The organism is Nocardia sp. 2TAF39, from assembly GCF_052114905.1.
In the GTDB taxonomy this organism is placed as follows: domain Bacteria; phylum Actinomycetota; class Actinomycetes; order Mycobacteriales; family Mycobacteriaceae; genus Nocardia.
The window spans coordinates 68,473-90,041 of sequence record NZ_JBFRFQ010000036.1; the positions used below are offsets into that span (position 1 = coordinate 68,473).

20 protein-coding genes are annotated in these 21,569 nt (G+C 66.9%); 16 read left to right on the plus strand and 4 right to left on the minus strand.

Features of this window, described 5'->3' with window-relative positions; all coding sequences use genetic code 11:
• Positions 1-143: 143 nt before the first annotated feature.
• Positions 144-944 carry an HAD family hydrolase gene (locus AB4Z47_RS21335; protein ID WP_441953104.1) on the minus strand — a complete coding sequence of 267 codons (801 nt, stop codon included), beginning with the start codon at positions 942-944 and terminating at the stop codon, positions 144-146.
• Positions 945-1,128: 184 nt separating this feature from the next.
• Between AB4Z47_RS21335 and AB4Z47_RS21340 the strand changes: the two genes are divergently transcribed.
• The 10 genes from AB4Z47_RS21340 to AB4Z47_RS21385 all read left to right on the plus strand — a co-directional run bounded on the left by AB4Z47_RS21340 (position 1,129) and on the right by AB4Z47_RS21385 (position 14,223).
• Positions 1,129-2,106 (plus strand): ABC transporter permease, encoded by a 978-nt coding sequence (locus tag AB4Z47_RS21340; protein ID WP_441953064.1) that lies wholly within the window; start codon positions 1,129-1,131, stop codon positions 2,104-2,106.
• Between the two features lie 73 nt (positions 2,107-2,179).
• The gene (locus AB4Z47_RS21345; protein WP_441953065.1) at positions 2,180-3,100 is read left to right on the plus strand and encodes an ABC transporter permease; all 921 of its coding nucleotides are present in this window, start codon (positions 2,180-2,182) and stop codon (positions 3,098-3,100) included.
• Between the two features lie 202 nt (positions 3,101-3,302).
• Positions 3,303-5,045: a dipeptide ABC transporter ATP-binding protein gene (locus AB4Z47_RS21350; RefSeq protein WP_441953066.1), complete on the plus strand. Its 1,743-nt coding sequence runs from the start codon at positions 3,303-3,305 to the stop codon at positions 5,043-5,045.
• A gap of 13 nt (positions 5,046-5,058) precedes the next feature.
• The gene (locus AB4Z47_RS21355) at positions 5,059-6,759 is read left to right on the plus strand and encodes an ABC transporter family substrate-binding protein (protein WP_441953067.1); all 1,701 of its coding nucleotides are present in this window, start codon (positions 5,059-5,061) and stop codon (positions 6,757-6,759) included.
• A gap of 32 nt (positions 6,760-6,791) precedes the next feature.
• Positions 6,792-8,471 (plus strand): ABC transporter family substrate-binding protein, encoded by a 1,680-nt coding sequence (locus AB4Z47_RS21360; protein WP_441953068.1) that lies wholly within the window; start codon positions 6,792-6,794, stop codon positions 8,469-8,471.
• 50 nt (positions 8,472-8,521) lie between these two features.
• Positions 8,522-9,124, plus strand: a complete 603-nt coding sequence (locus AB4Z47_RS21365; RefSeq protein ID WP_441953105.1) for a hypothetical protein — start codon at positions 8,522-8,524, stop codon at positions 9,122-9,124.
• A gap of 83 nt (positions 9,125-9,207) precedes the next feature.
• Complete coding sequence (locus AB4Z47_RS21370) at positions 9,208-9,930, plus strand: FadR/GntR family transcriptional regulator (protein ID WP_441953069.1); 723 nt, start codon at positions 9,208-9,210, stop codon at positions 9,928-9,930.
• Positions 9,931-9,953: 23 nt separating this feature from the next.
• Positions 9,954-10,670, plus strand: a complete 717-nt coding sequence (locus AB4Z47_RS21375) for a sterol desaturase family protein (RefSeq protein ID WP_441953070.1) — start codon at positions 9,954-9,956, stop codon at positions 10,668-10,670.
• A gap of 268 nt (positions 10,671-10,938) precedes the next feature.
• Positions 10,939-11,895 carry a hypothetical protein gene (locus tag AB4Z47_RS21380; protein WP_441953071.1) on the plus strand — a complete coding sequence of 319 codons (957 nt, stop codon included), beginning with the start codon at positions 10,939-10,941 and terminating at the stop codon, positions 11,893-11,895.
• A 36-nt stretch (positions 11,896-11,931) separates the two neighbouring features.
• The gene (locus tag AB4Z47_RS21385) at positions 11,932-14,223 is read left to right on the plus strand and encodes a heavy metal translocating P-type ATPase (protein ID WP_441953072.1); all 2,292 of its coding nucleotides are present in this window, start codon (positions 11,932-11,934) and stop codon (positions 14,221-14,223) included.
• Between the two features lie 79 nt (positions 14,224-14,302).
• Here AB4Z47_RS21385 and AB4Z47_RS21390 read toward each other — a convergent pair whose 3' ends face one another.
• The gene (locus AB4Z47_RS21390; RefSeq protein ID WP_441953073.1) at positions 14,303-15,172 is read right to left on the minus strand and encodes an NAD(P)H-binding protein; all 870 of its coding nucleotides are present in this window, start codon (positions 15,170-15,172) and stop codon (positions 14,303-14,305) included.
• 94 nt (positions 15,173-15,266) lie between these two features.
• Here AB4Z47_RS21390 and AB4Z47_RS21395 point away from each other — a divergent pair, with 94 nt between their 5' ends.
• The 3 genes from AB4Z47_RS21395 (at position 15,267) to AB4Z47_RS21405 (ending at position 17,336) form a co-directional block, all read left to right on the plus strand.
• Entirely contained in the window at positions 15,267-16,079 is an 813-nt protein-coding gene (locus tag AB4Z47_RS21395; RefSeq protein ID WP_441953106.1) for a helix-turn-helix domain-containing protein, read from the plus strand.
• A gap of 134 nt (positions 16,080-16,213) precedes the next feature.
• Complete coding sequence (locus AB4Z47_RS21400; RefSeq protein WP_441953074.1) at positions 16,214-16,972, plus strand: SDR family NAD(P)-dependent oxidoreductase; 759 nt, start codon at positions 16,214-16,216, stop codon at positions 16,970-16,972.
• Between the two features lie 10 nt (positions 16,973-16,982).
• Positions 16,983-17,336 carry a MerR family transcriptional regulator gene (locus AB4Z47_RS21405; protein ID WP_441953075.1) on the plus strand — a complete coding sequence of 118 codons (354 nt, stop codon included), beginning with the start codon at positions 16,983-16,985 and terminating at the stop codon, positions 17,334-17,336.
• Between the two features lie 90 nt (positions 17,337-17,426).
• Here the strand turns inward: AB4Z47_RS21405 and AB4Z47_RS21410 are convergent, their stop codons facing one another.
• Positions 17,427-17,615: a hypothetical protein gene (locus AB4Z47_RS21410; RefSeq protein ID WP_441953076.1), complete on the minus strand. Its 189-nt coding sequence runs from the start codon at positions 17,613-17,615 to the stop codon at positions 17,427-17,429.
• A 123-nt stretch (positions 17,616-17,738) separates the two neighbouring features.
• On the opposite strand from AB4Z47_RS21410, the gene AB4Z47_RS21415 reads away from it, so the two are divergent.
• The gene (locus AB4Z47_RS21415; RefSeq protein WP_441953077.1) at positions 17,739-17,966 is read left to right on the plus strand and encodes a hypothetical protein; all 228 of its coding nucleotides are present in this window, start codon (positions 17,739-17,741) and stop codon (positions 17,964-17,966) included.
• 153 nt (positions 17,967-18,119) lie between these two features.
• On the opposite strand, the gene AB4Z47_RS21420 is transcribed toward AB4Z47_RS21415, so the two are convergent.
• A complete protein-coding gene (locus AB4Z47_RS21420) occupies positions 18,120-18,866 on the minus strand; it encodes a lysophospholipid acyltransferase family protein (RefSeq protein WP_441953107.1) in 747 nt (248 codons plus the stop codon).
• A gap of 212 nt (positions 18,867-19,078) precedes the next feature.
• Here AB4Z47_RS21420 and AB4Z47_RS21425 point away from each other — a divergent pair, with 212 nt between their 5' ends.
• Positions 19,079-19,975 carry a hypothetical protein gene (locus AB4Z47_RS21425; RefSeq protein WP_441953078.1) on the plus strand — a complete coding sequence of 299 codons (897 nt, stop codon included), beginning with the start codon at positions 19,079-19,081 and terminating at the stop codon, positions 19,973-19,975.
• 42 nt (positions 19,976-20,017) lie between these two features.
• The gene (locus AB4Z47_RS21430; protein ID WP_441953079.1) at positions 20,018-21,556 is read left to right on the plus strand and encodes a Rieske 2Fe-2S domain-containing protein; all 1,539 of its coding nucleotides are present in this window, start codon (positions 20,018-20,020) and stop codon (positions 21,554-21,556) included.
• The last annotated feature ends 13 nt before the right edge of the window (positions 21,557-21,569 follow it).

Sequence of the window (21,569 nt, forward strand, 5' to 3'; positions counted from 1 at the left end):
TGCGGCACTCGATTCCACCGTGCGATCGCCTGCTAGCGCGACCACTCGGCTGGGCTCCCGGTTCCGAGCGCAGCGAGACCGAGCATTGCCTGTTCGCGGCCAAACAAACACAGCCGCGCAGCGCCGCAGGCGCTGCCAACGATTCAGACCCACCAGCGTTCGAGCACCCGGGCCACACCGTCGTCAGAGTTGGATTCGGCGATCTCGTCGGCGGCGGCGAGGGCTTCGGGGTGGGCGTTGCGCATCGCGACACCGTGGCCCGCCATGGTGAGCATGGGGACGTCGTTGGGCATATCACCGAACGCGATGATGGTGTCCGCCGCCACGCCGAGGCGCTGCGCGACCACCGCAAGGCCCGATGCCTTGCTGATGCCTGGTGCCGACAGTTCGATGAGCCCGTGCTCGGTCGAGTAGGTGATATCGGCGCGCTCCCCGATCAGCGGCGCGAGCACAGTGCGCATGTCGGAGCTACGCGCACCCGGTAGGCGGATCAGCATCTTGATGGCGGGAGCGTCGATGACCTCCTCACGGGCGACACAAGTGTCGTCGGGATTGAGCCAGGCGTGCTCGTATTGCGGCGAGCTGACGAACTGCGGCGTCACCGCGTCGTGCGCGCTCGCACCGACCCGTTCAGCAGCGAGACCGCAGCCGGGCAGCGCCTGTTCGGCCAGGTCCGCGAGCCAGCTGAGCGTCGCCACGTCCAGTGTCATGCTGGCCAGCACACGATCGGCGGCGCTGTCGTAGATCACCGCGCCGTTGCCGCACACGCACAGCGGCGCGTACCCCAGCCCGGCGACCACCGGGTCGATCCAGCGCGGCGGACGCCCGGTGGCGAGCACGAACGGCACTCCGTCGGTGATCAGCGCACCCACGGCCGCCCTGGTCCGCGCGGTGACCCGCTCGTCGTGATCGATGAGCGTCCCGTCCACATCGGTGGCCACCATCTTCGGCTTGGGCAGGTGCAAGAGCGTCACCTATTCCATCCTGCCGGACGACCCGGCCGCCCGATCCACTGCCAGATCGATCCGGACATGCCCGAACACCGCGTGCCACACGCGCACGCACCCGCATCCTTATGATCGGGGGCAAGACCGACGCTGGCCCGCCAGCCGAAAGACCAGAGGACTGATGACCGGCTTCCTGCTACGACGCGCGCTCAACTATGTCGTGCTGTTGCTGCTGGCTTCGTTCTTGACGTTCAGCCTGGCGTCACTGACGTTCCGGCCCCTGGACAGTCTCGAACAACGCAACCCGCGACCGCCACAGGCAGTGATCGACGCTAAGGCCGAGGAGTTGCACCTCAACGATCCGATTCCGCAGCGCTACCTCACCTGGATCAAAGGCATCCCACAGGGCGATTTCGGCACCACGCTGGCGGGCCAGCCGGTGGGCGAGGAGCTGCCGCGGCGGGTCGCGGTGAGTCTGCGACTGCTGATCGTCGGTTCTCTGGTCGGCACGGTGCTCGGCGTTCTGATCGGCGCGGCAGGGGCGATCCGGCAATACAAGTTCAGCGACTACTTCACAACGGTGGTGTCGCTGCTCGTGCTGAGCACGCCGGTGTTCTTGCTCGCCACGCTGCTGAAATATGGTGCGCTGGAGATCAATTCGCTCACCGGCTCGCAGATCTTCCTCTATACCGGCGAGACCTCGGCGAGCAAGATCGACGGTTTCTGGCCGCAGCTGCTCGACCGCGTCCAGCACCTGATCCTGCCCACGGCGGGCCTCGCCCTCGGCGGCATGGCCGGCTACAGCCGCTACCAGCGCAACGCCATGCTCGACGTACTGCAGAGCGATTTCATCCGCACGGCCCGCGCCAAGGGCCTGACCCGCAACAAGGCGTTGTACAAGCACGGCCTGCGCACCGCCCTGATCCCGATGGCGACGCTGTTCGCCTACAGTCTCGGCGGCCTGATCACCGGCGCCACGTTCACGGAGAAGATCTTCGGCTGGCACGGCGTCGGCGAATGGCTGGTCGACTCGATCAATGCCCAGGACCTGTACGTGGTGGTGACGGTGACCGCGTTCGCAGGTCTGGTCGTGCTGGTGTCAGGTCTGCTTTCCGACATCGTGTACGCGATTCTCGACCCCAGGGTGCGTGTGTCGTGAGTGAGCGCAGCGAGCGAACCATCAACACAGCACCGTCGGTCACGGCGGAGCCGAGCGCTAGCGAGGCGCAGTCGTGACCGAAGCCGAAATCATCGTCCAAGGTGCGCCCGAGGTCACCGCGACCGGGCGGCGCAAGCTGGTCTGGCGGCGTTTCCTGCGCAACAAGTCCGCCGTCGCCGGCGCGTTGATACTGATCGCGCTGTTCGTCGCGAGCTTCGCACTCCCGCAGTTCCTGGCCTACGACTACCAACAGTTGGACTACACCGCGCTGCTCAAACCGCCGAGCCCCAAGCACCCCTTCGGCACCACCCAGATCGGCCAGGACGTGCTCGCGCAGACCTTGCGTGGCCTGCAGAAGTCGCTGGTCATCGGCCTCTGCGTCGCTCTGTTCTCCACCGCCATCGCGGCCACCGCCGGCTCGGTGGCCGGGCTGCTCGGTGGTTGGACCGACCGCGCCATCATGTGGCTGGTCGACCTGCTGCTCGTGGTACCGAGCTTCATCATCATCGCGTTGTTCGCGCCGCGCACCAAGGGCAGCGGATCCATTCTGCTGCTGATCGTCCTGTTGGCCTGCTTCGGCTGGATGATTTCGGCGCGCATCGTGCGCGGGCTGACGCTCAGCTTGCGCGACCGCGAATTCGTCAGAGCCGCACGGTATATGGGCGCACCGACCCGCACGGTGATTCTGAGTCACATCATCCCGAACATCGCCTCGATCCTGATCATCGACACCACGCTCACCGTCGGTTCGGCGATCATGGCCGAAACCGGGCTGAGCTTTCTCGGTTTCGGTGTGCAGCCGCCGGATGTGTCGCTCGGCTCGCTGATCGCGACAGGTACCAAGTCGGCGCTGACCTATCCGTGGCTCTTCCTGTTCGCGGGTGGTTTGCTGATCGTCACGGTGCTGTGCGCGAACCTGGTCGGCGACGGCCTGCGCGACGCGTTCGATCCCGGCGCCAAGCGGGCTCGGTCGAAGAAGAAGGCGCACGCATGACCGGTCAGGGCCCGGAGGCGGCAGCTCGCGTCACCACGCAGGGCCCCCGGTCATGCGAGAACAAACACCGCATGACCGGTCAGGGCCCGGAGGCGGCAGCTCGCGTCACCACGCAGGGCCCCCGGTCATGCGAGAACAAACACCGCATGACCGGTCAGGGCCCGGAGGCGGCAGCTCGCGTCACCACGCAGGGACCTACAGCGTGTCCGACGGCGAGGTGCTCGCCGTCGTCGGCGAATCCGGTTCGGGCAAGTCGGTGTCCTCGCTGGCGGTGATGGGCCTGCTACCGGAGCAGGCGCGCGTCAACGGTTCCATCCGGTTCCGCGGCCGCGAGTTGCTCGGGCTCGGCGACCGCCAATTGTCCAAGCTGCGTGGCAGTGCCATCAGCATGGTGTTCCAGGACCCGCTGTCCGCGCTCACACCGGTCTATCGGGTGGGAGATCAGATCGCGGAAGCCCTGCTGGCGCACGGCGCGATGGGCAAGGCCGAGGCCGCGAAGCGGGCGGTGGAGTTGCTCGACCTGGTCGGCATCCCCGACCCGGAGGTGCGGGCCAAGGCATTCCCGCACGAGTTCTCCGGCGGCCAGCGCCAGCGCGTGGTCATCGCCATGGCGATCGCCAACGATCCAGCGCTGATCATCTGCGACGAGCCGACCACAGCGCTCGATGTGACGGTGCAGAAGCAGATCCTGAACCTACTGCGCAAGGCGCGCGACATCACCGGAGCGGGCGTCATCATGATCACCCACGACATGGGTATCGCCGCCACCCTCGCCGACCGCGTCGCGGTGATGTACGCGGGCAAGATCGTCGAAACCGCCGCCACCGCAGAACTGTTCAGCGCACCACGGATGCCGTACACCGTAGGGCTGCTCGGCTCGATCCCGCGCATGGACGGTCCCCCGCGCCGACCGCTGATCCCGATCGTCGGCGCGCCGCCCGCTATGCACGCACTGCCGCCGGGCTGCTCGTTCGCACCGCGCTGCCCGATCGCGATCGACGATTGCCTGGCCGCCGAACCGCCGCTGGAGAAGACCGACCCCGGGCATGCCGCCGCCTGCATCCGCACCGCCGAGGTCGGCACGGACGCGCTGTTCGAGGCCTACCGCAGTGAGATCTCCGAGCCGGAGGCCGAGGCGGAAGTCGAATCGCAGGTGGTGCTGCGGGTCTCCGACCTGGTGAAGACCTTCCCGATCACCTCGGGAGTGGTACTGCGCCGCCGCAAGGGCGAGATCAGGGCGGTCGACGGCATCAGCTTCGACGTGCGGGCCGGTCGCACGCTGGCGCTGGTGGGGGAGTCCGGCTCCGGCAAATCCACGACACTCACCCAGATTCTCGATCTGATCCGCCCGCAGGCCGGGGCCATCGAGATCATGGGCAGCGACGTCGCGACCATGAGCAAGGCGCGTAGGCGCGAGATCCGCAGGAAGATGCAGATCGTCTTCCAGGACCCTACCGCCTCGCTGGACCCGCGCCTGCCGATCTTCGACGCCATCGCCGAACCGTTGCGCATCGACGGGCGTCCACGCACCGAAATCGCCCGGCGGGTACCGCAATTGCTGCACCAGGTCGGCCTGCGTTCCGAACATGCCGACCGCTACCCCGCCGACTTCTCCGGTGGGCAGAAGCAGCGCATCAGCATCGCACGCGCCCTCGCGCTGGATCCGGAGCTGCTGGTGCTGGACGAGCCGGTGTCCTCGCTGGACGTGTCGATCCAGGCGGGTGTGCTGAATCTGTTGCGCAACTTGCAAACCGAGCGCGCGTTGTCCTACCTGTTCGTCTCACACGATCTGTCCGTGGTGCGCAACCTCGCGCACGAGATCGCGGTCATGTACCGGGGCAAGATCGTCGAATACGGGGCCGCGGACCAGATCTTCGCGGAGCCGAAGCACGAGTACACGCGGGCGCTGATCGACGCCGTGCCGGTCCCGGCCGTCAGCCGTTAGGGAGGAGAGCGCGATGCGGATCCGAACAAGCCGCGGCCGCACCCGATCACATTCGGTGCGCTGGGCGGTTCCCGTCGTCGCGTTCGGACTCGTGGTCGCGGGCTGTGGCTCGGACGGTGCCGATTCGGCCGAGGGCCTTTCCGACACGCTCGGCGCCACCAGCGACATCAATCCCCGAAACCCGGACGAGGTGCGCGAGGGCGGCAACCTGCGGCTGACCACCACTACGTTTCCGGCGAACTGGAACACGCTGTCCAACGACGGGAACGACGGCGAGATCGGCGATATCGAGCGGCCTTTGGTTCCCCGCGCGTTCGGCACCGATGCCGCAGGGCAGCTGGCCGTCGACACCGACTACTTCACCGACGTCCAGCTGACCAGCACCGACCCGCAGCAGGTCACCTACACCATCAACCCGAAGGCCGTGTGGTCCGACGGCACTCCGATCACCTGGGAGGACATCCGCTCCCAGGCCAACGCGCTGAGCGGCGCCGACAAGCGCTTCCTGATCGCCATCACCAGCGGCTTCGACCGGGTCGACAAAGTCGAGCGCGGCGTCGACGACCGGCAGGCGATCATCACCTTCAAGCAGCACTACGCGGAATGGCGCGGGCAGTTCGCCGGAAACATGGCACTGTTCCCCAAGTCGGTGACCGCCGACCCCGAGGCGTTCAACCACAGCCTGGTCGACAATATGGGTCCGACTGCTGGCCCGTTCGTGGTCCAGTCCACCGATCGGGCACAGGGCCGAATCGTGCTGGGCCGCAATCCGAAGTGGTGGGGCGATAAGCCGAAGCTCGACACCATCACCTACAGCGTGCTCGACCGTGCGGCGTGGGTGGGCGCGCTGCAGAACAACGAGCTCGACGCGGTGCGTCTGGCCACGATCGACGACGTGAAGACCGTCCGTAACACCTCGGGACTGACCATCCGCCGGGCACCGGGTAATCGCTGGCGGCACATCACATTCAACGGATCCCCCGGCTCCATCCTCGCCGATCCGAAACTGCGCGTGGCGATCTCGAAGGCGATCGACCGCCAAGGCATCGCAACCGCCACCCAGAACGGACTGGTGGAGCACCCGAAACCGCTGACCAACCATGTCTTCCTGCAGGGTCAGGAGGGCTACCGCGACAACAGCCTCGGCTACGACCCAGCTGCGGCGGCACGCGAACTCGATGCCCTCGGTTGGAAACTCAACGGGGCCGTCCGGGAGAAGGACGGCCGCAAGCTGGTTATCCGTGACGTCATGTACAACGACCCGACCTGGGTGCAGATCGCGCAGATCATCCAGCAGAACCTGGCCGGGATCGGGGTCGGGCTGGTGATCGACACCAAGCCGGGGGCAGGCTACTTCACCGATGTCATCCAGCCCGGCGACTTCGACGCCGCCCAGTTCGTCTTCATGGGCGACGCGTTTCCGCTGAGCAGCATCCCACAGATCTACGGCTACCACCCCGACGACCTACAGGGCAATTACGGCCGGATCGGCTCGCCCGAACTGAACGCTTTGATCGACCGCACCCTGTCCGAGCTGGACCCGGCGCACGCCATCGACCTGGCCAACCAGGTAGACCGGGCGGTATTCGAGGAAGGTCACTCGCTGCCGCTGACCCAGTCCGAAGGAAACTTCGGCGTCCGCGCAGACATCGCCAACTACGGGTCCCCCGGGCTCGCGTCCCACGACTACACCAAGATCGGTTTCCTGAAGTAGAAACGCAGCAGCGCTGCGGGAAGGAGCGAACCATGCGGATTCGTTCACTCACGACACGACTGGCGGTTGCCGTCGTCGCGATCGGACTGGTGGCTTCCGGGTGTGGCTCGGACGACGAGGACGCCCCCGCGGGCTCGTCCGCCTCGCTCGGCACCACGAACGACATCAATCCACGGGATGTCGGCGATCTGCGCGACGGCGGCAATCTGCGCCTGGCGATCTCCGCGTTTCCCGCGAACTGGAACACCTTGTCCAACGACGGGAACGACGCCGAGATCAGCGGGCTCGAGCGGCCGATGATGCCGCGGTCGTTCAAAACCGATGCGGCGGGTGAGCTCTCGATCAACACCGACTACTTCACCGATATCCAGCTGACCAACACGAGCCCCCAACAGGTCACCTACACCATCAACCCGAAGGCCGTGTGGTCCGACGGCACCCCGATCACCTGGGAGGACATCCAGTCCCAGGCCAACGCACTCAGCGGCGCCGACAAGGCGTTCCTGATCGCCAACAACACCGGCTTCGACCGGGTCGAAAAGGTGGAGCGCGGCGTCGACGACCGGCAGGCGATCATCACGTTCAAGCAGCACTTCGCCGAATGGCGCGGGCAATTCGCGGGCAATACCTTCCTTTTCCCCAAGTCGGTCACGGCTACGCCCGAAGCGTTCAACAAGAGCCTCGTCGATGGCATAACGCTGACCGCGGGACCGTTCCTCGTCCAGTCCACGGACCGAGCACAGGGACGAATCGTGCTGGGCCGCAATCCCAAGTGGTGGGGCGCGACCCCTAAGCTCGACACGATCACCTTCAGCGTGCTCGATTCCTCCGCTCAGCTCCCGGCACTGCAGAACAACGAGATCGATGCGGTCGGCCTCGGTACCCGCGACGACCTGAAGACCGCGAAGAACACGCCCGGCATCGCGATCCGGCGGGCGCCGGGCAACGCCTGGAACCACTTCACCTTCAACGGCGCACCGGGATCGATCCTGGCCGATCAGAAACTTCGCGTGGCCATCTCGAAGGCGATCGACCGCCAAGGCATCGTCACCGCCATCCAGAACGGCCTGGTCGAGAATCCGAAACCGCTGAACAACCACATCTTCCTCCAAGGGCAGGTTGGCTATCAGGACAACAGCCTCGGATACGACCCGGCCGCGGCCGCCAAGGAACTCGACGACCTGGGCTGGAAGCTCAATGGCGACGTCCGGGAGAAGGACGGCCGCAAGCTGGAGATCCGCGACGTCATGTACCAGGACGAGACCTGGGTGCAGGTCGCGCAGATCATCCAGCAGAACCTCGGCGCGATCGGCGTCAAGCTGAACATCGAAACCAAGCCGGGCAAGGGCTACTTCACCGATGTGATCCAGCCCGGCAACTTCGACGTCGGGCAGTGGACCTGGGTTGGTGACCCGTTCCCGCTCGCGAGCCTCAACCAGATCTACGGATACAACCCGAACGATTTGCAGGGCAACTACGGCCGGATCGGCTCGCCGGAACTGAATGCGCTGATCGAGCAGACGGTGTCGGAACTCGACCCGAAGAAGGCGATAGAGCTGGCGAACCAGGTCGATCGCAAAGTGTTCGAGGAGGGCCACTCGCTGCCGCTGATGCAGTCCCCAGGCAACGTCGGGGTGCGCGCCGACTTGGCGAACTACGGCGCGGCGGGTCTGGCGTCCTACGACTACACGAAAATCGGTTTTGTGAAGTGAGTTTCGGCCACCCGTTGGCCTATCCGATCACGGTGACGATCGGCGCTCTGGTGGTCTGTGCCGCCTGGGCGCCGCTCGCCACTCTGGACCAGATGGCGGCGATCGCGGCCGTCGCGCTCGGCGTCATCGGATACACGGGCTATCGGATCGGCGTTGCGTGGGGCGTACTTCCGTTCTGGCGTTCGGGAACCGCACGAACCGCGCGGGTTACCCGCATCCGCCAGCAGCACCGCTTGCTCAGCCGCTCGTGGTTGCAGGTCAGCGGCACGGGTCGGCCACGCTGGCTCCCGGTCTACTTCGACCCGGCGCTGACCACCCTCACCGAAACCCAGGCCGAATTCACCGACCGCACGATTCACGTCGCGGGGCGCCGCCTCTATCCCTCCGGGCGAATCCTCGATGTGGAACCACCCGGCCGCCTGATCGACAATCCCAGCCGCCCAGACCCCGATGCGCCCGCGCTCGCTGCAACCGCCACCCGTCTGCGCCGCCGCATCCTGCTCGACGCGCAATCCACCGTCGCCGCCCCGTTCGCCGCACTTCTGTGGGTCTACCTCGACAACGGCGGCTTCCCCGCGTTCCTGGGCGCCACCGCGATAGCCGCCGCCACCACCGTATGGCTCTCGGCCATCCTCGGCTCGGACCCCACCTGACGCGGTACGACCGCGGCGTTTACCCATCCCCGAAATTGGTCTGACCACTTGACCTCCTGACCATGCTGGCGCACAGTAGACGCATGGCGTTGCAACCAGTGGTCAAGCGGTCGGTGTCGGCGGATGTGTTCGAGCAGATCGCCGCCGATGTGCTCAGTGGGGAGTTGGCGCCCGGTGCGACGCTGCCCAGCGAGCGGCAGTTGGCGGAAGCGCTGGGGGTGTCGCGGCCCGCGGTGCGGGAGGCGTTGCAGCGGCTGGCGGCGGCCGGGCTGGTATCCGTGCGGCAGGGAGACGCGACGACCGTGCTGGACTATCGGCGCGGGGCGGGGCTCGAGGTCCTTCCCCGGCTGCTCGTGCAGGCCGGCGAACTCGACCCCGCCGTGGCGCGCAGCATTCTGGAGGCACGGCTGCACAACGGACCGAAGGTGGCGGAGTTGGCCGCGCGGCACGCCGGCGTGACCGGGGCCGACGAGGTCGCGGCGCTCCTGAACGCCTCCGTCGAAGCGCTTGCCGCCGAAGAAGATCCGATCGCCCAGCAGCGGCGTGCGATGGAGTTCTGGGACCACGTCGTGGACGCGGCCGATTCGATCGTGTTCCGGCTGATGTTCAACATGTTGCGCGCCGCCTATGAACCGGCGCTCGCGGCGCTGGCTCCGATCATGTCCACCGAGGTGGGCAACGTCGAGGCATACCGCGAACTGGCCGCCGCCATCGTGGCGGGACGGCCACAGAAGGCCGCCACCACGGCTCGCGCCCTGCTCGAGCCGGCGACCACCGCTCTGATCGAGGTCCTCGGCGGACCCTGATCACGCACCACCTAGGAAGAACCATGACGAAACCCAAGGTATCCGAAGGCGATTCGGTCGAGTCGGATGCGCGGGCGCGGGTGCGCCGGGACGAGCGGGCATCGCGCCGCGGACTCACTCTCGGCGAAGCCTTCCGAGAATTCCTCCGACATCCGTCGCCGTGGATGATCGGGACCATACTGGTCGGCGCCGCGATCGGCCGGGTCGGCGTCGGCGACTGGCAGCCGACCGACCTATTCGTGCCCGCCGTGATGCTGGCGGCATTCCCCGTCTTCGAGTGGATCGTGCATGTCACCGTCTTGCACTGGCGGCCGAGGCGGCTCGGCCCGATCCCGATCGACAGCGAGCTGGCCCGCAAACACCGCGAGCACCATGTCGATCCGCGCAATATCCCGCTGATATTCATCCCGACCAGGACACTTTCGGTGCTGGTCGTCGTGCTGGTCGCCCTGGCCGGGTTCGCCTTCCCACGCCTCGGCCTCGGCCTGACCTTCCTGATCACCATCACCCTGCTCGGTCTCGGTTACGAGTGGACGCACTACCTGATCCACACCGACTACAAGCCGAAACGCGCGCTCTACCGAGCGGTGTGGCGCAATCACCGCCACCATCACTACAAGAACGAGCACTACTGGTTCACGGTCACAAGCTCCGGCACCGCCGACCGGCTGTTCGGCACCTATCCCGATCCGTCGACGACCGAAACCTCGCCTACCGCCCGCCACCTGCACTCTGCCTGACCCGGCCGATGCCCGCACTTCCGCAGAGTGCGGACATCGGCCACAAGGAGCGGCTTCCTACATGTCGAGGTCTCGAAATCGGGCCGACACACAGGTCGCCTCGGCCCTTTCGGTGGCCGCGGTGACCTACCGCCGACCAAGCCCGGTCCGCACGAACCCATCGTCGCGGACCGGGCTTTTCGTTTGGATATCGACACTTGACATGTTAATACCCTAGGGGGGTACGGTAGAAACGACAAGGCGGCGGCAACAACGAGGAGAACCGACAGTGAACACAACCACCAAGTTCGCCGGCTTCGCTCTCGGCCTTGCCTCGGTCTTCGGGATAGCCCTGGCGACCGGCGCGGCAGTCGGCCCGGAGCCTGCCGCGCCCGCCCACGATCCGGCCGCGCACGAGGACAGGTCCGCACCCGGCGGATCCCGCTCCGACGACATACCCGGAGGAATGATGGCCACCGACCGCGGATACACCCTGCGGCTCGACACCACGCAGACCACGGCGGCCCCGAATGTCCCGCTGCGCTTCCGCATTCTGAACCGGGACGGCGCACCCGTCACCCGCTACGTGCGCAGCCACGACAAGGATTTGCATCTGATCGTGGTCCGCAGGGACATGGTGGCCTTCCAGCATGTGCACCCCGTGCTCGACGGCAACGGAACCTGGAGCGTCCCCCTCGACCTCACCCGATCGGGCGACTACCGGGTGTTCGCGGATTTCGTCCCGGAGGACGGCGACAACCTGATCCTCGGCGCCGACCTGCGCGTCGCGGGCGGATACGACCCACAACCGCTGCCCCCGGCAGCCACGACCAGCACGGTCGGCGGCTACACCGGGACGCTGGACGGCAGCGTCATCCCCGGGAAGGCCTCGAAAGTCACCGTATCGATGCACCGCGACGGCAAGCCGGTCACCGACCTGCAGCCCTATCTCGGGGCCTATGGCCACCTGGTAGCGCTGCGCGCCACCGATCTCGCCTACCTGCACGTCCACCCCGACGGCCACCCTGGCGACGGCGTGACCGCGTCCGGACCGAGCATCACCTTCTCTGTCACGGCGCCGAGCGCGGACGACTACCGACTGTTCCTAGACTTTCAACACGAGGACGTGGTCCGTACCGCCGAATTCACCCTGACTGTCGCGCCGAACGCCACCACTCCGGCCGGCGAACCGGCGCGCACCGAACAGAGCGGCCCGCAGCCCGTACCGAGCGGCCACAGCCACTGACGGGCACCACCCACGCCACACAGAATGGAGCGCCCGATGACCACCGCGACACAACCACCCACCGCCGGGCGGGTCGAATTGGTGATCGGTGGCATGACCTGTGCGTCCTGCGCCAATCGCATCGAGAAGAAGCTGAACAAGCTCGACGGTGTCACCGCGACCGTGAACTACGCCACCGAGAAGGCGCGGGTCGATTTCACCGGCGATGTCTCGCCGGGCGACCTGATCGCTACCGTCGAGCAGGCTGGCTACACCGCGGCACTACCCGCCCCGCCCGAGCCGCGGAAAACCGCTCCCGAGGATGATCCCACCGCAGCGCTGCGCACCCGCCTGCTGGTCTCGCTGGCGCTGACGGTACCGGTGATCGCCATGGCGATGATCCCCGCGCTGCAGTTCACCAACTGGCAGTGGCTCTCGCTGACCCTCGCCGCGCCGGTCGTGGCATGGGGGGCGCTGCCGTTCCACCGCGCGGCGTGGACGAACCTACGTCACGGCACCTCGACCATGGACACCCTCGTGTCGATGGGAACTCTCGCGGCGCTTGGCTGGTCGCTGTATGCGCTGTTCTGGGGCACGGCCGGGACCCCGGGCATGACGCATCCCTTCGAATTCACCATCTCCCGCACGGACGGCACCGGGAGCATCTATCTCGAGGCCGCGGCGGGCGTCACCACCTTCCTTCTGGCCGGGCGCTTCTTCGAGGCACGCTCCAAGCGGCGCGCCGGTGCGGCACTGCGTGCCCTGCTCGAGCTCGGTGCCAAAGAGGTCTCGGTGCTGCGCCGTGCGAGCGGCGGGCCCGGAGGAGGCAGCGAGAGTAACCACGCAGGGACCCGGGAGCAACGAATTCCGGTGGAGCAGTTGGCCGTCGGCGATCGGTTCGTGGTCCGGCCCGGCGAGACGATAGCCACCGACGGCGTCGTGCTGGAGGGGTCCTCGGCCGTGGACGCCGCCATGCTCACCGGCGAATCGGTGCCGGTGGAGGTCGGCCCGGGCGACACCGTAGTCGGCGCCACCGTGAACGTCGGCGGGCGGATCGTAGTGCGCGCCAGCCGGATCGGGTCCGACACCCAGCTGGCGCAGATGGCGCGGCTGGTCGAGGACGCGCAGACCGGAAAGACACAGGCGCAGCGGCTGGCCGACAAGATCTCCGGGATCTTCGTGCCGATCGTGATCGTGCTGTCGGTCGCGACGCTCGGATTCTGGCTCGGCACCGGCGGTTCTGTGGCCACCGCGTTCACCGCGGCGGTGGCCGTGCTGATCATCGCCTGCCCGTGCGCGCTCGGGTTGGCCACCCCGACCGCGCTGATGGTCGGCACCGGGCGCGGTGCGCAGCTCGGCATCCTGATCAAGGGCCCTGAGGTGCTGGAATCGACCCGGCAGGTGGACACGGTGGTGCTGGACAAGACCGGCACCATTACCACCGGCCGGATGGCACTGCTCGACGTCGTCGTTGCCGAGGGCGAAGATATCAACAGCGTCCTGGCATTGACTGGGGCACTGGAGGATTCGTCCGAGCACCCGATCGCGCGCGCGATCGCCGATGGTGCCCGCGAGCGGGTCGGCGAGCTGAAACCGGTCGAAGGCTTCGAGAACGTCGAGGGCCTGGGCGTGCGGGGTGTCGTGGACGGCCACGCGGTGATCGCAGGGCGAGCCCGGCTGTTGGCAGACTGGTCACAACACCTCGACGATGGCCTGGAGCGGGCCATGCGCGCGGCCGAAGCCGAGGGCAAGACCGCCGTCGCGGTGGGGTGGGACGGCAGGGCGCGTGGCGTGCTCGTGGTCGCAGACGCGGTGAAACCGACCTCCCCGGAGGCAATCGCCCAGTTGCGTGCGCTCGGCCTCACCCCGATCATGCTGACCGGCGACAACAACGCCGCCGCCGAAGCGATCGCCGCGCAGGTCGGCGTCGACGCGGTGATCGCGGAGGTGTTGCCGCAGGACAAAGTGGATGCCGTCAAGCGCTTGCAGGCCGAGGGCAAGGTGGTCGCCATGGTCGGCGACGGCGTCAACGACGCCGCGGCGCTGGCCCAAGCCGATCTGGGGCTCGCCATGGGCACCGGCACCGACGTGGCCATCGAGGCCGGCGACTTGACCCTGGTCCGCGGCGACCTGCGCGCGGCGGCGGACGCGATCCGATTGTCCCGCAGGACACTCGGGACGATCAAAGGCAATCTGTTCTGGGCCTTCGCCTACAACGTGGCCGCCATCCCGCTGGCCATGGCGGGCCTGCTGAACCCGATGCTCGCCGGCGCCGCGATGGCGTTCTCCTCGGTCTTCGTCGTCAGCAATAGCCTGCGACTGCGAACCTTCCGCTCAACCGCCCAGTAGCGGAAACACCGGACGGGAAGGCACGCGTGATGCCATCCCGTCCGGGCAGGGCTGTGATAGCGGTCACATCAAACAAGGCTCATTTCGCCACCGCGGTCACGTCCGCGCCGAACGCCCTCGCATGATCGGCAGCCCATTCGGCGTATGTGCGGGCGCGACCGAGGATCTGGCGCACATCATCGGTGACGATCGCGTTGTGTCCCGCGCGGACGTAGGCCTGACCCGCCAGTGCTCCGTCCGCGAATTCGGCGGACATTCCGGCCGCGAGCATGTGCTCGCGCGCGTCGGCCTCCGGTATATCGACGACCTCCACCGGATGTCCGACGACCGCGGCCAAGGTCGCGGCCAGGTCGTGGGTGCTGCACAGCTCCGGACCGGTGAGCGTGTAGACGCGGCCCACATGCTCGGCGGACACCAGCGCCTCGGTCGCTACCGCGGCGACGTCGCGTGGGTCGATGACGCCCTGCGTGGCCCGGCCGGTCATGTTCGGCACCGGGTTTCCGGAACGGATGGCTCGAGCCCAGCTCAGTGTGTTGGAGGCAAAAGAGCTGGGGCGCAGAATGGTCCAGTCCACGCCGCTTTCGCGCGCGGCCTGCTCACCGGGCAGATGCCAGGTCCCGACCCGGCCGAGGCCCGTCTCGCCGGTGCCGATGGCGGAGAGCTTGACGATGCGGCCGATCCCCGCATCGCGGGCCGTGGTGATCAGGGCGCGGTCGGCCTCGGCGTACTCCGGGCCGAGCACTCCGACGATGAACGCGGCATCGCCGCCTGTCATGGCCGCCGCGATGGACGCGAGGTCGGTGTAGTCGCCGCGCACCACTTCGACGCCCGCAGGGACCTCGGCGCGACCCGGGTCCCTGGTCACTGCTCGGACCTGCTCGCCACGGTCTGCCAGCTGCCGGATGATTTCACTGCCGATAGTGCCTGTCGCACCGGTGATCACGATCATGCGAACAACCGTGCCCCGTATACGCCCAGGTCTCTAGGAAATTTCGGCACACCACCCGGACGGCGGTCTGCTTAGAGTGGATGCGGTGACCGCCATGCTGCACCCGCCGCCCGTCGTGACGGCCGACCTGGTCGAGACGTCCGAGCCCGCGCCGGAGTCGCTGCGTCCCTGGCTCGCCGAACTCTCCCGGATTCCGACGGTGCTCGACCTGCCCGAACCGTTGGCGCACGTTCCACAGACGGCGACCACGATCGTGCTGCGTGCCGAGCACGCCGGACCGCGCGACGCGCTCGTCGTCGGGCCGCAAACCAAGGCGACCTATTCGCAGCCGAAGAAGCCTGCGGGATGTGTCCGCCTGCGTCTGGCGCCCGGCGCCGTTCGTTCGCTGCTCGGCGTGCCCGCCGCGGACCTCACCGATCGCACCGTGCGGCTCGAAGACCTGCCAGGCCTCGCCGCCGACCTCGCCACCGAGCTGGTCGAACTAGCACCTGACGAGGTCCTCCGGTACCTCGAGGACGAGTTGCCGCACCGGATCGTCGACGATCCGGCACAGCGCGAGCACCGCCATCTCCTCGCCACCGCCGTGGCCGCCATCTCGGCCGACCAACCCGTTTCGGTGCCCGAGGTCGCGGCGCGACTGTCGGTCAGCGAACGCCAACTCCGAAACCTGTTCGCCAGCGGAATCGGCGTCTCCCCCAAGCACTTCGCCCGCATCGATCGCGTACGCAAGATCCTGTCCCATGCTGGAACCATCCCGTGGGCCGAATTGGCCGCCGCCAACGGCTACTACGACCAATCCCATATGTCAGCGGATTTCCGAACCCTGATGGGCGTCCCACCCACCATGTTCTTCCGCGGTCGCCTGCCCGCTCCGAGCCCATGCAAGCCGCTGAGCAAGCTGCGCTGAGGGCCCGCATTGAAAGCCGGGGTGGTTCAAGAGTCGTCAGCCGCGGCGAACTCGGATTCGACGGTGTTCGGCGCCAGCGCCCATCGTCCCCGCCCTTGACCTTTACGCCGGAGTCACGGTTTAGCGTCCCGAGCATGGAAGAGACGAACACCCTGCACGGCCGGGCGGTACTCATCACCGGGGGAGGTACCGGGATCGGCCGCGCGACGGCCCGGCAGTTCGCCGCCGCGGACGCCGAGGTCCTCATCGTCGGCCGGACCGCCGAACGCCTGGCGGAAACCGCGGAACAACACCCGAATATCCGGACGTACGTGGCCGACATCGCCGCGCCAAATGCCCCAGTCAGCATCGTCGCCGCCGCACTCGACACGTTCGGCCGCATCGATGTCCTGGTCAACAACGCCGCGATCACGCGTCCGGCCCCGCTCGGTGCGATCGACCGGAACATCGCCGAACAACAGGTCGCGACGAACCTCTTCGCCCCGGTGTTCCTCACCCAGCACGCCCTGCCGCATCTGACGCCCGACAGCTCGATCGTCAACGTCACCTCCAACCCGCCGCACCATGGCTGGCCGAACAACTCGATCTACGGATCGACGAAGGTGGCCCTCGACTTCCTGACCCATACGTGGGCTGTCGAGCTCGCGCAGCGTGGCATACGTGTCGTGTCGGTAGCTCCCGGGATTACTGCGACGCCGGTGCTGAGCCACGCCGGTTTCTCAGACCAACAGATCGCGGCGGCGGGAAAGGAGCTTCGGGCCCGAATCCCCCTCCGGCGGGTAGCTCAGCCGGAGGAGATCGCATGGTGGATCGTGAACGCGACGCGTCCTGCGGCCAGCTACCTCACCGGCACGATCATTCGCGTCGATGGCGGCCTCGGTGCGGGAGGATGAGAATAGAACGATGCTGATCGGAGAACTGGCCGACAAGGCAGGGACTACCATTCGCGCACTGCGGTACTACGAGCAGCAGGGCTTGCTGCACCCCCGACGAGCGCCGAACGGTTACCGGGCGTACGACGAGTCGACGGTCGCCCAGGTAGGCAACATCAAACTACTGCTCTCGATCGGCTTGACCAGCAATGACATCCGGACCTTCGGGCCTTGTCTCGATGGAGAAGTCACCGACGGCCCCGTCTGCCCAGCAAGCGCGCGGGTCATCGCCCGGAGGCTTACTGTGGTCGAAGAAAAGATCGCCGCGCTGGACGTCGTCCGGGCACGCCTCACCGAAGCGTTGGCCAAGACCCACGGCCAGTAGTGCTTTGATAAAAAAACCCAGCGGTTCAAATCATGTTGATATACCGGGCGTCGCGAGGTTCAGGGGCGGAGTAGGGCAGTATCCGGATGCCTAATGTTTGTCCTTCTTGCTGAGGTCGGCGAGCAGTCGGCCCGCCATCGCAGCGGGGTTGCCGACGACGGTGTGCAGCACCGGGCAGGTCATGAGAGCTGAGGCTCCGACGCGGAACACCACGAAATCGGTGCTTCCGCCACCTGGTTCGCGGTCGACGGCGTGATCTACGTTCTCAGCGTGCGCCACCCGAAGGCACCGAAACCTGCTTCGGAGACGCCCGCGCAAGTGAGTACTTCGACTGGATCCCCACGCCCTCTGGAAGCGGGTGTGCCACGAATACCACTATGGGCGGTAAAAGGAGCGGCAACGATGAACCATGATGAGCGCCAGAAATCCCCGATCCCGTCCGAGAGGGATGTTCATCTCTCGGTCTTCTGGCACGGTGCCCGCTTGGATTTCGTCGCGTGCGTCACCGCCGCGTGCTTGTTCGTCCAAGAGTGGCGCGCTCGGCACTGGCACGACTCGGTGCAAGTGTCCATGGACGACACCGACGGGTATCCGAGATTGCCGTGCGAGCAGCTATATCTGGAGCCATGACTCGTGGCGCGACGGCGAGCACGGCACCGCCGGAGCGCAGGATGCAATCCTGGCCTTCGATATCGATCCGCAAACCCTGCGCCAGAAAGATGGTGCGGGCCAGCCCGGTGCGGATGTCGTAAACCGGTTCCCGCGCCACCCGAACTCCTGTTACTACTGAGCCGCGTCCTTGCGCGCGGCCTTGGCCTCCGCTTCGGCGACATCCATGGCGTCCGCCTCCTCCAGGGTAGGGGCGCTGCCGCCGAGCCGGGCGGGGACCCAGTACGCGCCTGGTTCGTGCACGTAGTCCTTCTGCAGATCCAGCAACATGTCCTGCATTGTCGAGCGCAGCTCGGCGGTGAGTTCGGCGACGGGCTCGTACGGCTGGATCGGCTCGCCGACCACGATCGAGATGGGAGTGTTGGTGCGCCCGAGACGCTTTGGAAAACCCTTGGTCCAGACCCGCTGGGCACCCCAGATGACGATCGGGATGATCGGCACCTCCGCCTCGGTCGCCATGCGCGCCGCGCCGGACTTGAATTCCTTGATCTCGAAGCTGCGGCTGATGGTCGCCTCGGGATACACGCCGACCAGCTCGCCGCGGCGCAGATACTCGACCGCGGCTTGGTAGGAATCGGCGCCCGCGGAGCGGTCCACCGGAATGTGCCTGAGCGCCCGCATGATCGGACCGGAGATCTTGTTGTCGAAGACCTCCTTCTTCGCCATGAACCGGATGTATCGCTTGGGCGTGCGCACCGGTAGGCCCGCATAGGTGAAATCCATGTAGCCGGTGTGGTTCACCGCCAACACGGCACCACCCCGCGCGGGAATGTGTTCATCGCCCTTGACGCTGAACTTCAAACCTTCGAGGAAGAAGACGGTACGGGCCAGCCCGATGATCGTCCGGTAGACGGGTTCCACCATTCCGCTAGCGTAGTCGCTGCCTGTCCCCTCCGGCAGCACGCCGCCACCGCGCGCCGCGCCGGAGCGGAGACGACCCGATCACCCGACCACACGCCTTAGAGAAGAGGATCGCCGCAGTGGAACGTGCTCGACCGAAACCGCTTGAACACGAGCGGAAAACGCGGGATCGAGATCGGGCGGCAACGTCGCGACCCCGCTCCTCGGACGGGGTGGCCGCAGCGTCGATCCAGTACAGGCAAGCCGGACCTCGGATCGCGCGGGCGCGAGGGGTGCTGCTCGGCGGCTTGGCGCTGACCGGCGCTGTCCTGCTGACCGGCTGCGACTCCGCCGTTGGCATTCCGGACGACAGCACGCCGAGGGCGAGCGCGCGCGGCACGACGCCACCGGCCGCCGTTTCGATCACCGCGCCACCGAGCACCTCGACACTCCCCCAGGTTCCCGCCGACGCTCCGCCGGTCGGCGCGGTCCCCGGACTGCCCGCCGCCGCGGCCGCCGTGCAGCGCTGGGCAGCCGACCTGACATCCGACACCACTGCCGAGTTGCAGGCGAAATGCTGGACCATCGCGCCGCGGAACGTGGCCGGCATGTACGAGAACCAGGAGGCCATCCTGACCGCCCTTGCCCAGCCCGGCATATCAACCCAGGACATGGTCGTCTGGAAGAGCCGGACCGCCACGGTCGCCGTGGACCGCGCCGTCGTCGACACCGGCTACGCCTGCCCTCGGGTCGCCGTGGCGGGCGCGGACATCGAGTACAACGATGCCGACGCCAGGCACACCGTGCGCCGCTACCTGGCCAGGTTCGTCGGCGCCCCGCTCGACCCGGCCGACAAGGAAGGCGCCTACCCACTGATCTGCAAGGCGTCCCCGGCCACCTGGGATCCCACGGGCACCGGGCGTCCGGTCTCCGCGCCGCTGGCCGACAACCAGGGCATGCTCACCGGGACCACCAAGTTCGCCGACCAGGAGATCCGCTCGGAGCAGCTGCGCACGAACTACATCGCGGTGCTGGTTCCGGTGACCGACTCCTCCGGTGTGACGCAGACCCGCACCTTCACTCTGCTGTCCGGCCCGGACGGCTACTGCATCGGCGACGTTTCGCCGTAACCACTACCCTGGTTGGCTGGTAACGGTCAGGAGGAGCAGCTAGTGCAGATCACCAGCGTCGGACACGCCGGATTCCACATCCGCACCGCGGCCGGGTCGATCCTTTGCGATCCGTGGGTCAACCCCGCGTACTTCGGTTCGTGGTTCCCGTTCCCCGACAACACTGAGCTGGACTGGGACGAGCTGGGCAATTGCGACTTCCTGTATGTCTCGCACCTGCACCGTGACCACTTCGACGCGGGGCACCTGGCGAAGTACGTCAACAAGGACGCGACCGTGTTGCTGCCGGACTATCCGGTGCCGGACCTGCGGCGGGAACTGGAGAAGCTCGGCTTTCACGAATTCGTCGAGACGGAGGACTCGGTCAAACACACGGTGACCGGGCCGGGCGGCGAGCTGGACATCATGATCATCGCGCTGCGCGCGCCGGCCGACGGACCGATCGGGGACTCCGGACTTGTCGTCTCCGACGGCGAGACCACCTGCTTCAACATGAACGACGCCCGCCCCGTCGACATGGACGTATTGCACGAGGCGTTCGGTCACGTCGATATCCACCTGCTGCAGTACTCGGGCGCCATCTGGTACCCGATGGTCTACGACATCCCGGCCCGCACCAAGTCGAACTTCGGCAAGCAGAAACGTCAGCGCGGCATGGACCGGGCGCGCAGCTACGTCGAACAGGTCGGCGCCACCTGGGTGGTGCCCTCGGCAGGCCCGCCCGTGTTCCTGGACGATGAGCTGCGCTACCTCAACGACGACCGCGGCGACGAGGGCAACATCTTCCCGGACCAGGTGGTCTTCCTGGAGCAGATGCGGATCCACGGCAACTCCCAGGGGATCCTGATTATCCCCGGTTCGGTCGCCGACGTGCACGGCGCCGAGCTGACGCTGACCCACCCGAGCGATCCCGCCGACATCTACGGCAACAAGGCCGAATACATCGAGCGGATGGCGCAACGACACGCGTCGGACCTGATAGTCGAGAAGGCGACCTGGGCCACCGCGAAGGGCTCACTGCTGGAACCGCTGCGGAAGCTGTTCGAACCGATCATGGCGCAGAGCGATCTGATCTGCGACGGCATCGGCTACCCGGTCGGCCTGGTGATGGGCGAGGAAACTGTGGTGCTCGACTTCCCCAAGCGGGTCGTGCGTGGCCCGATCGAAGGCGAGGGCAAGTACCGCTACGGCTTCCGTATCGCACCGGAACTGGTACACACGGTGCTGCGCGACAACGAGCCGGACTGGGTGAACACCATCTTCCTGTCCACCCGCTTCCAGGCCTGGCGCATCGGCGGATACAACGAATTCCTCTACACCTTCTTCAAATGCCTCACCGACGAGCGGATCGCCTACGCCGACGGCTGGTTCGCCGAAGCGCACGACGATTCCGCCTCCACCGAACTCGACGGCTGGGAAGTCCAGCGACGCTGCCCGCATCTGAAGGCGGACCTGTCGAAATTCGGTGTGGTGGAGGGGAACACCCTCACCTGCAACCTGCACGGCTGGCAGTGGGATCTGGAGTCGGGACGGTGTAAGACGTCCAAGGGGCACGAACTGCGCTCACGCAAGCTGGCCTGAGCACCAGGCCCGA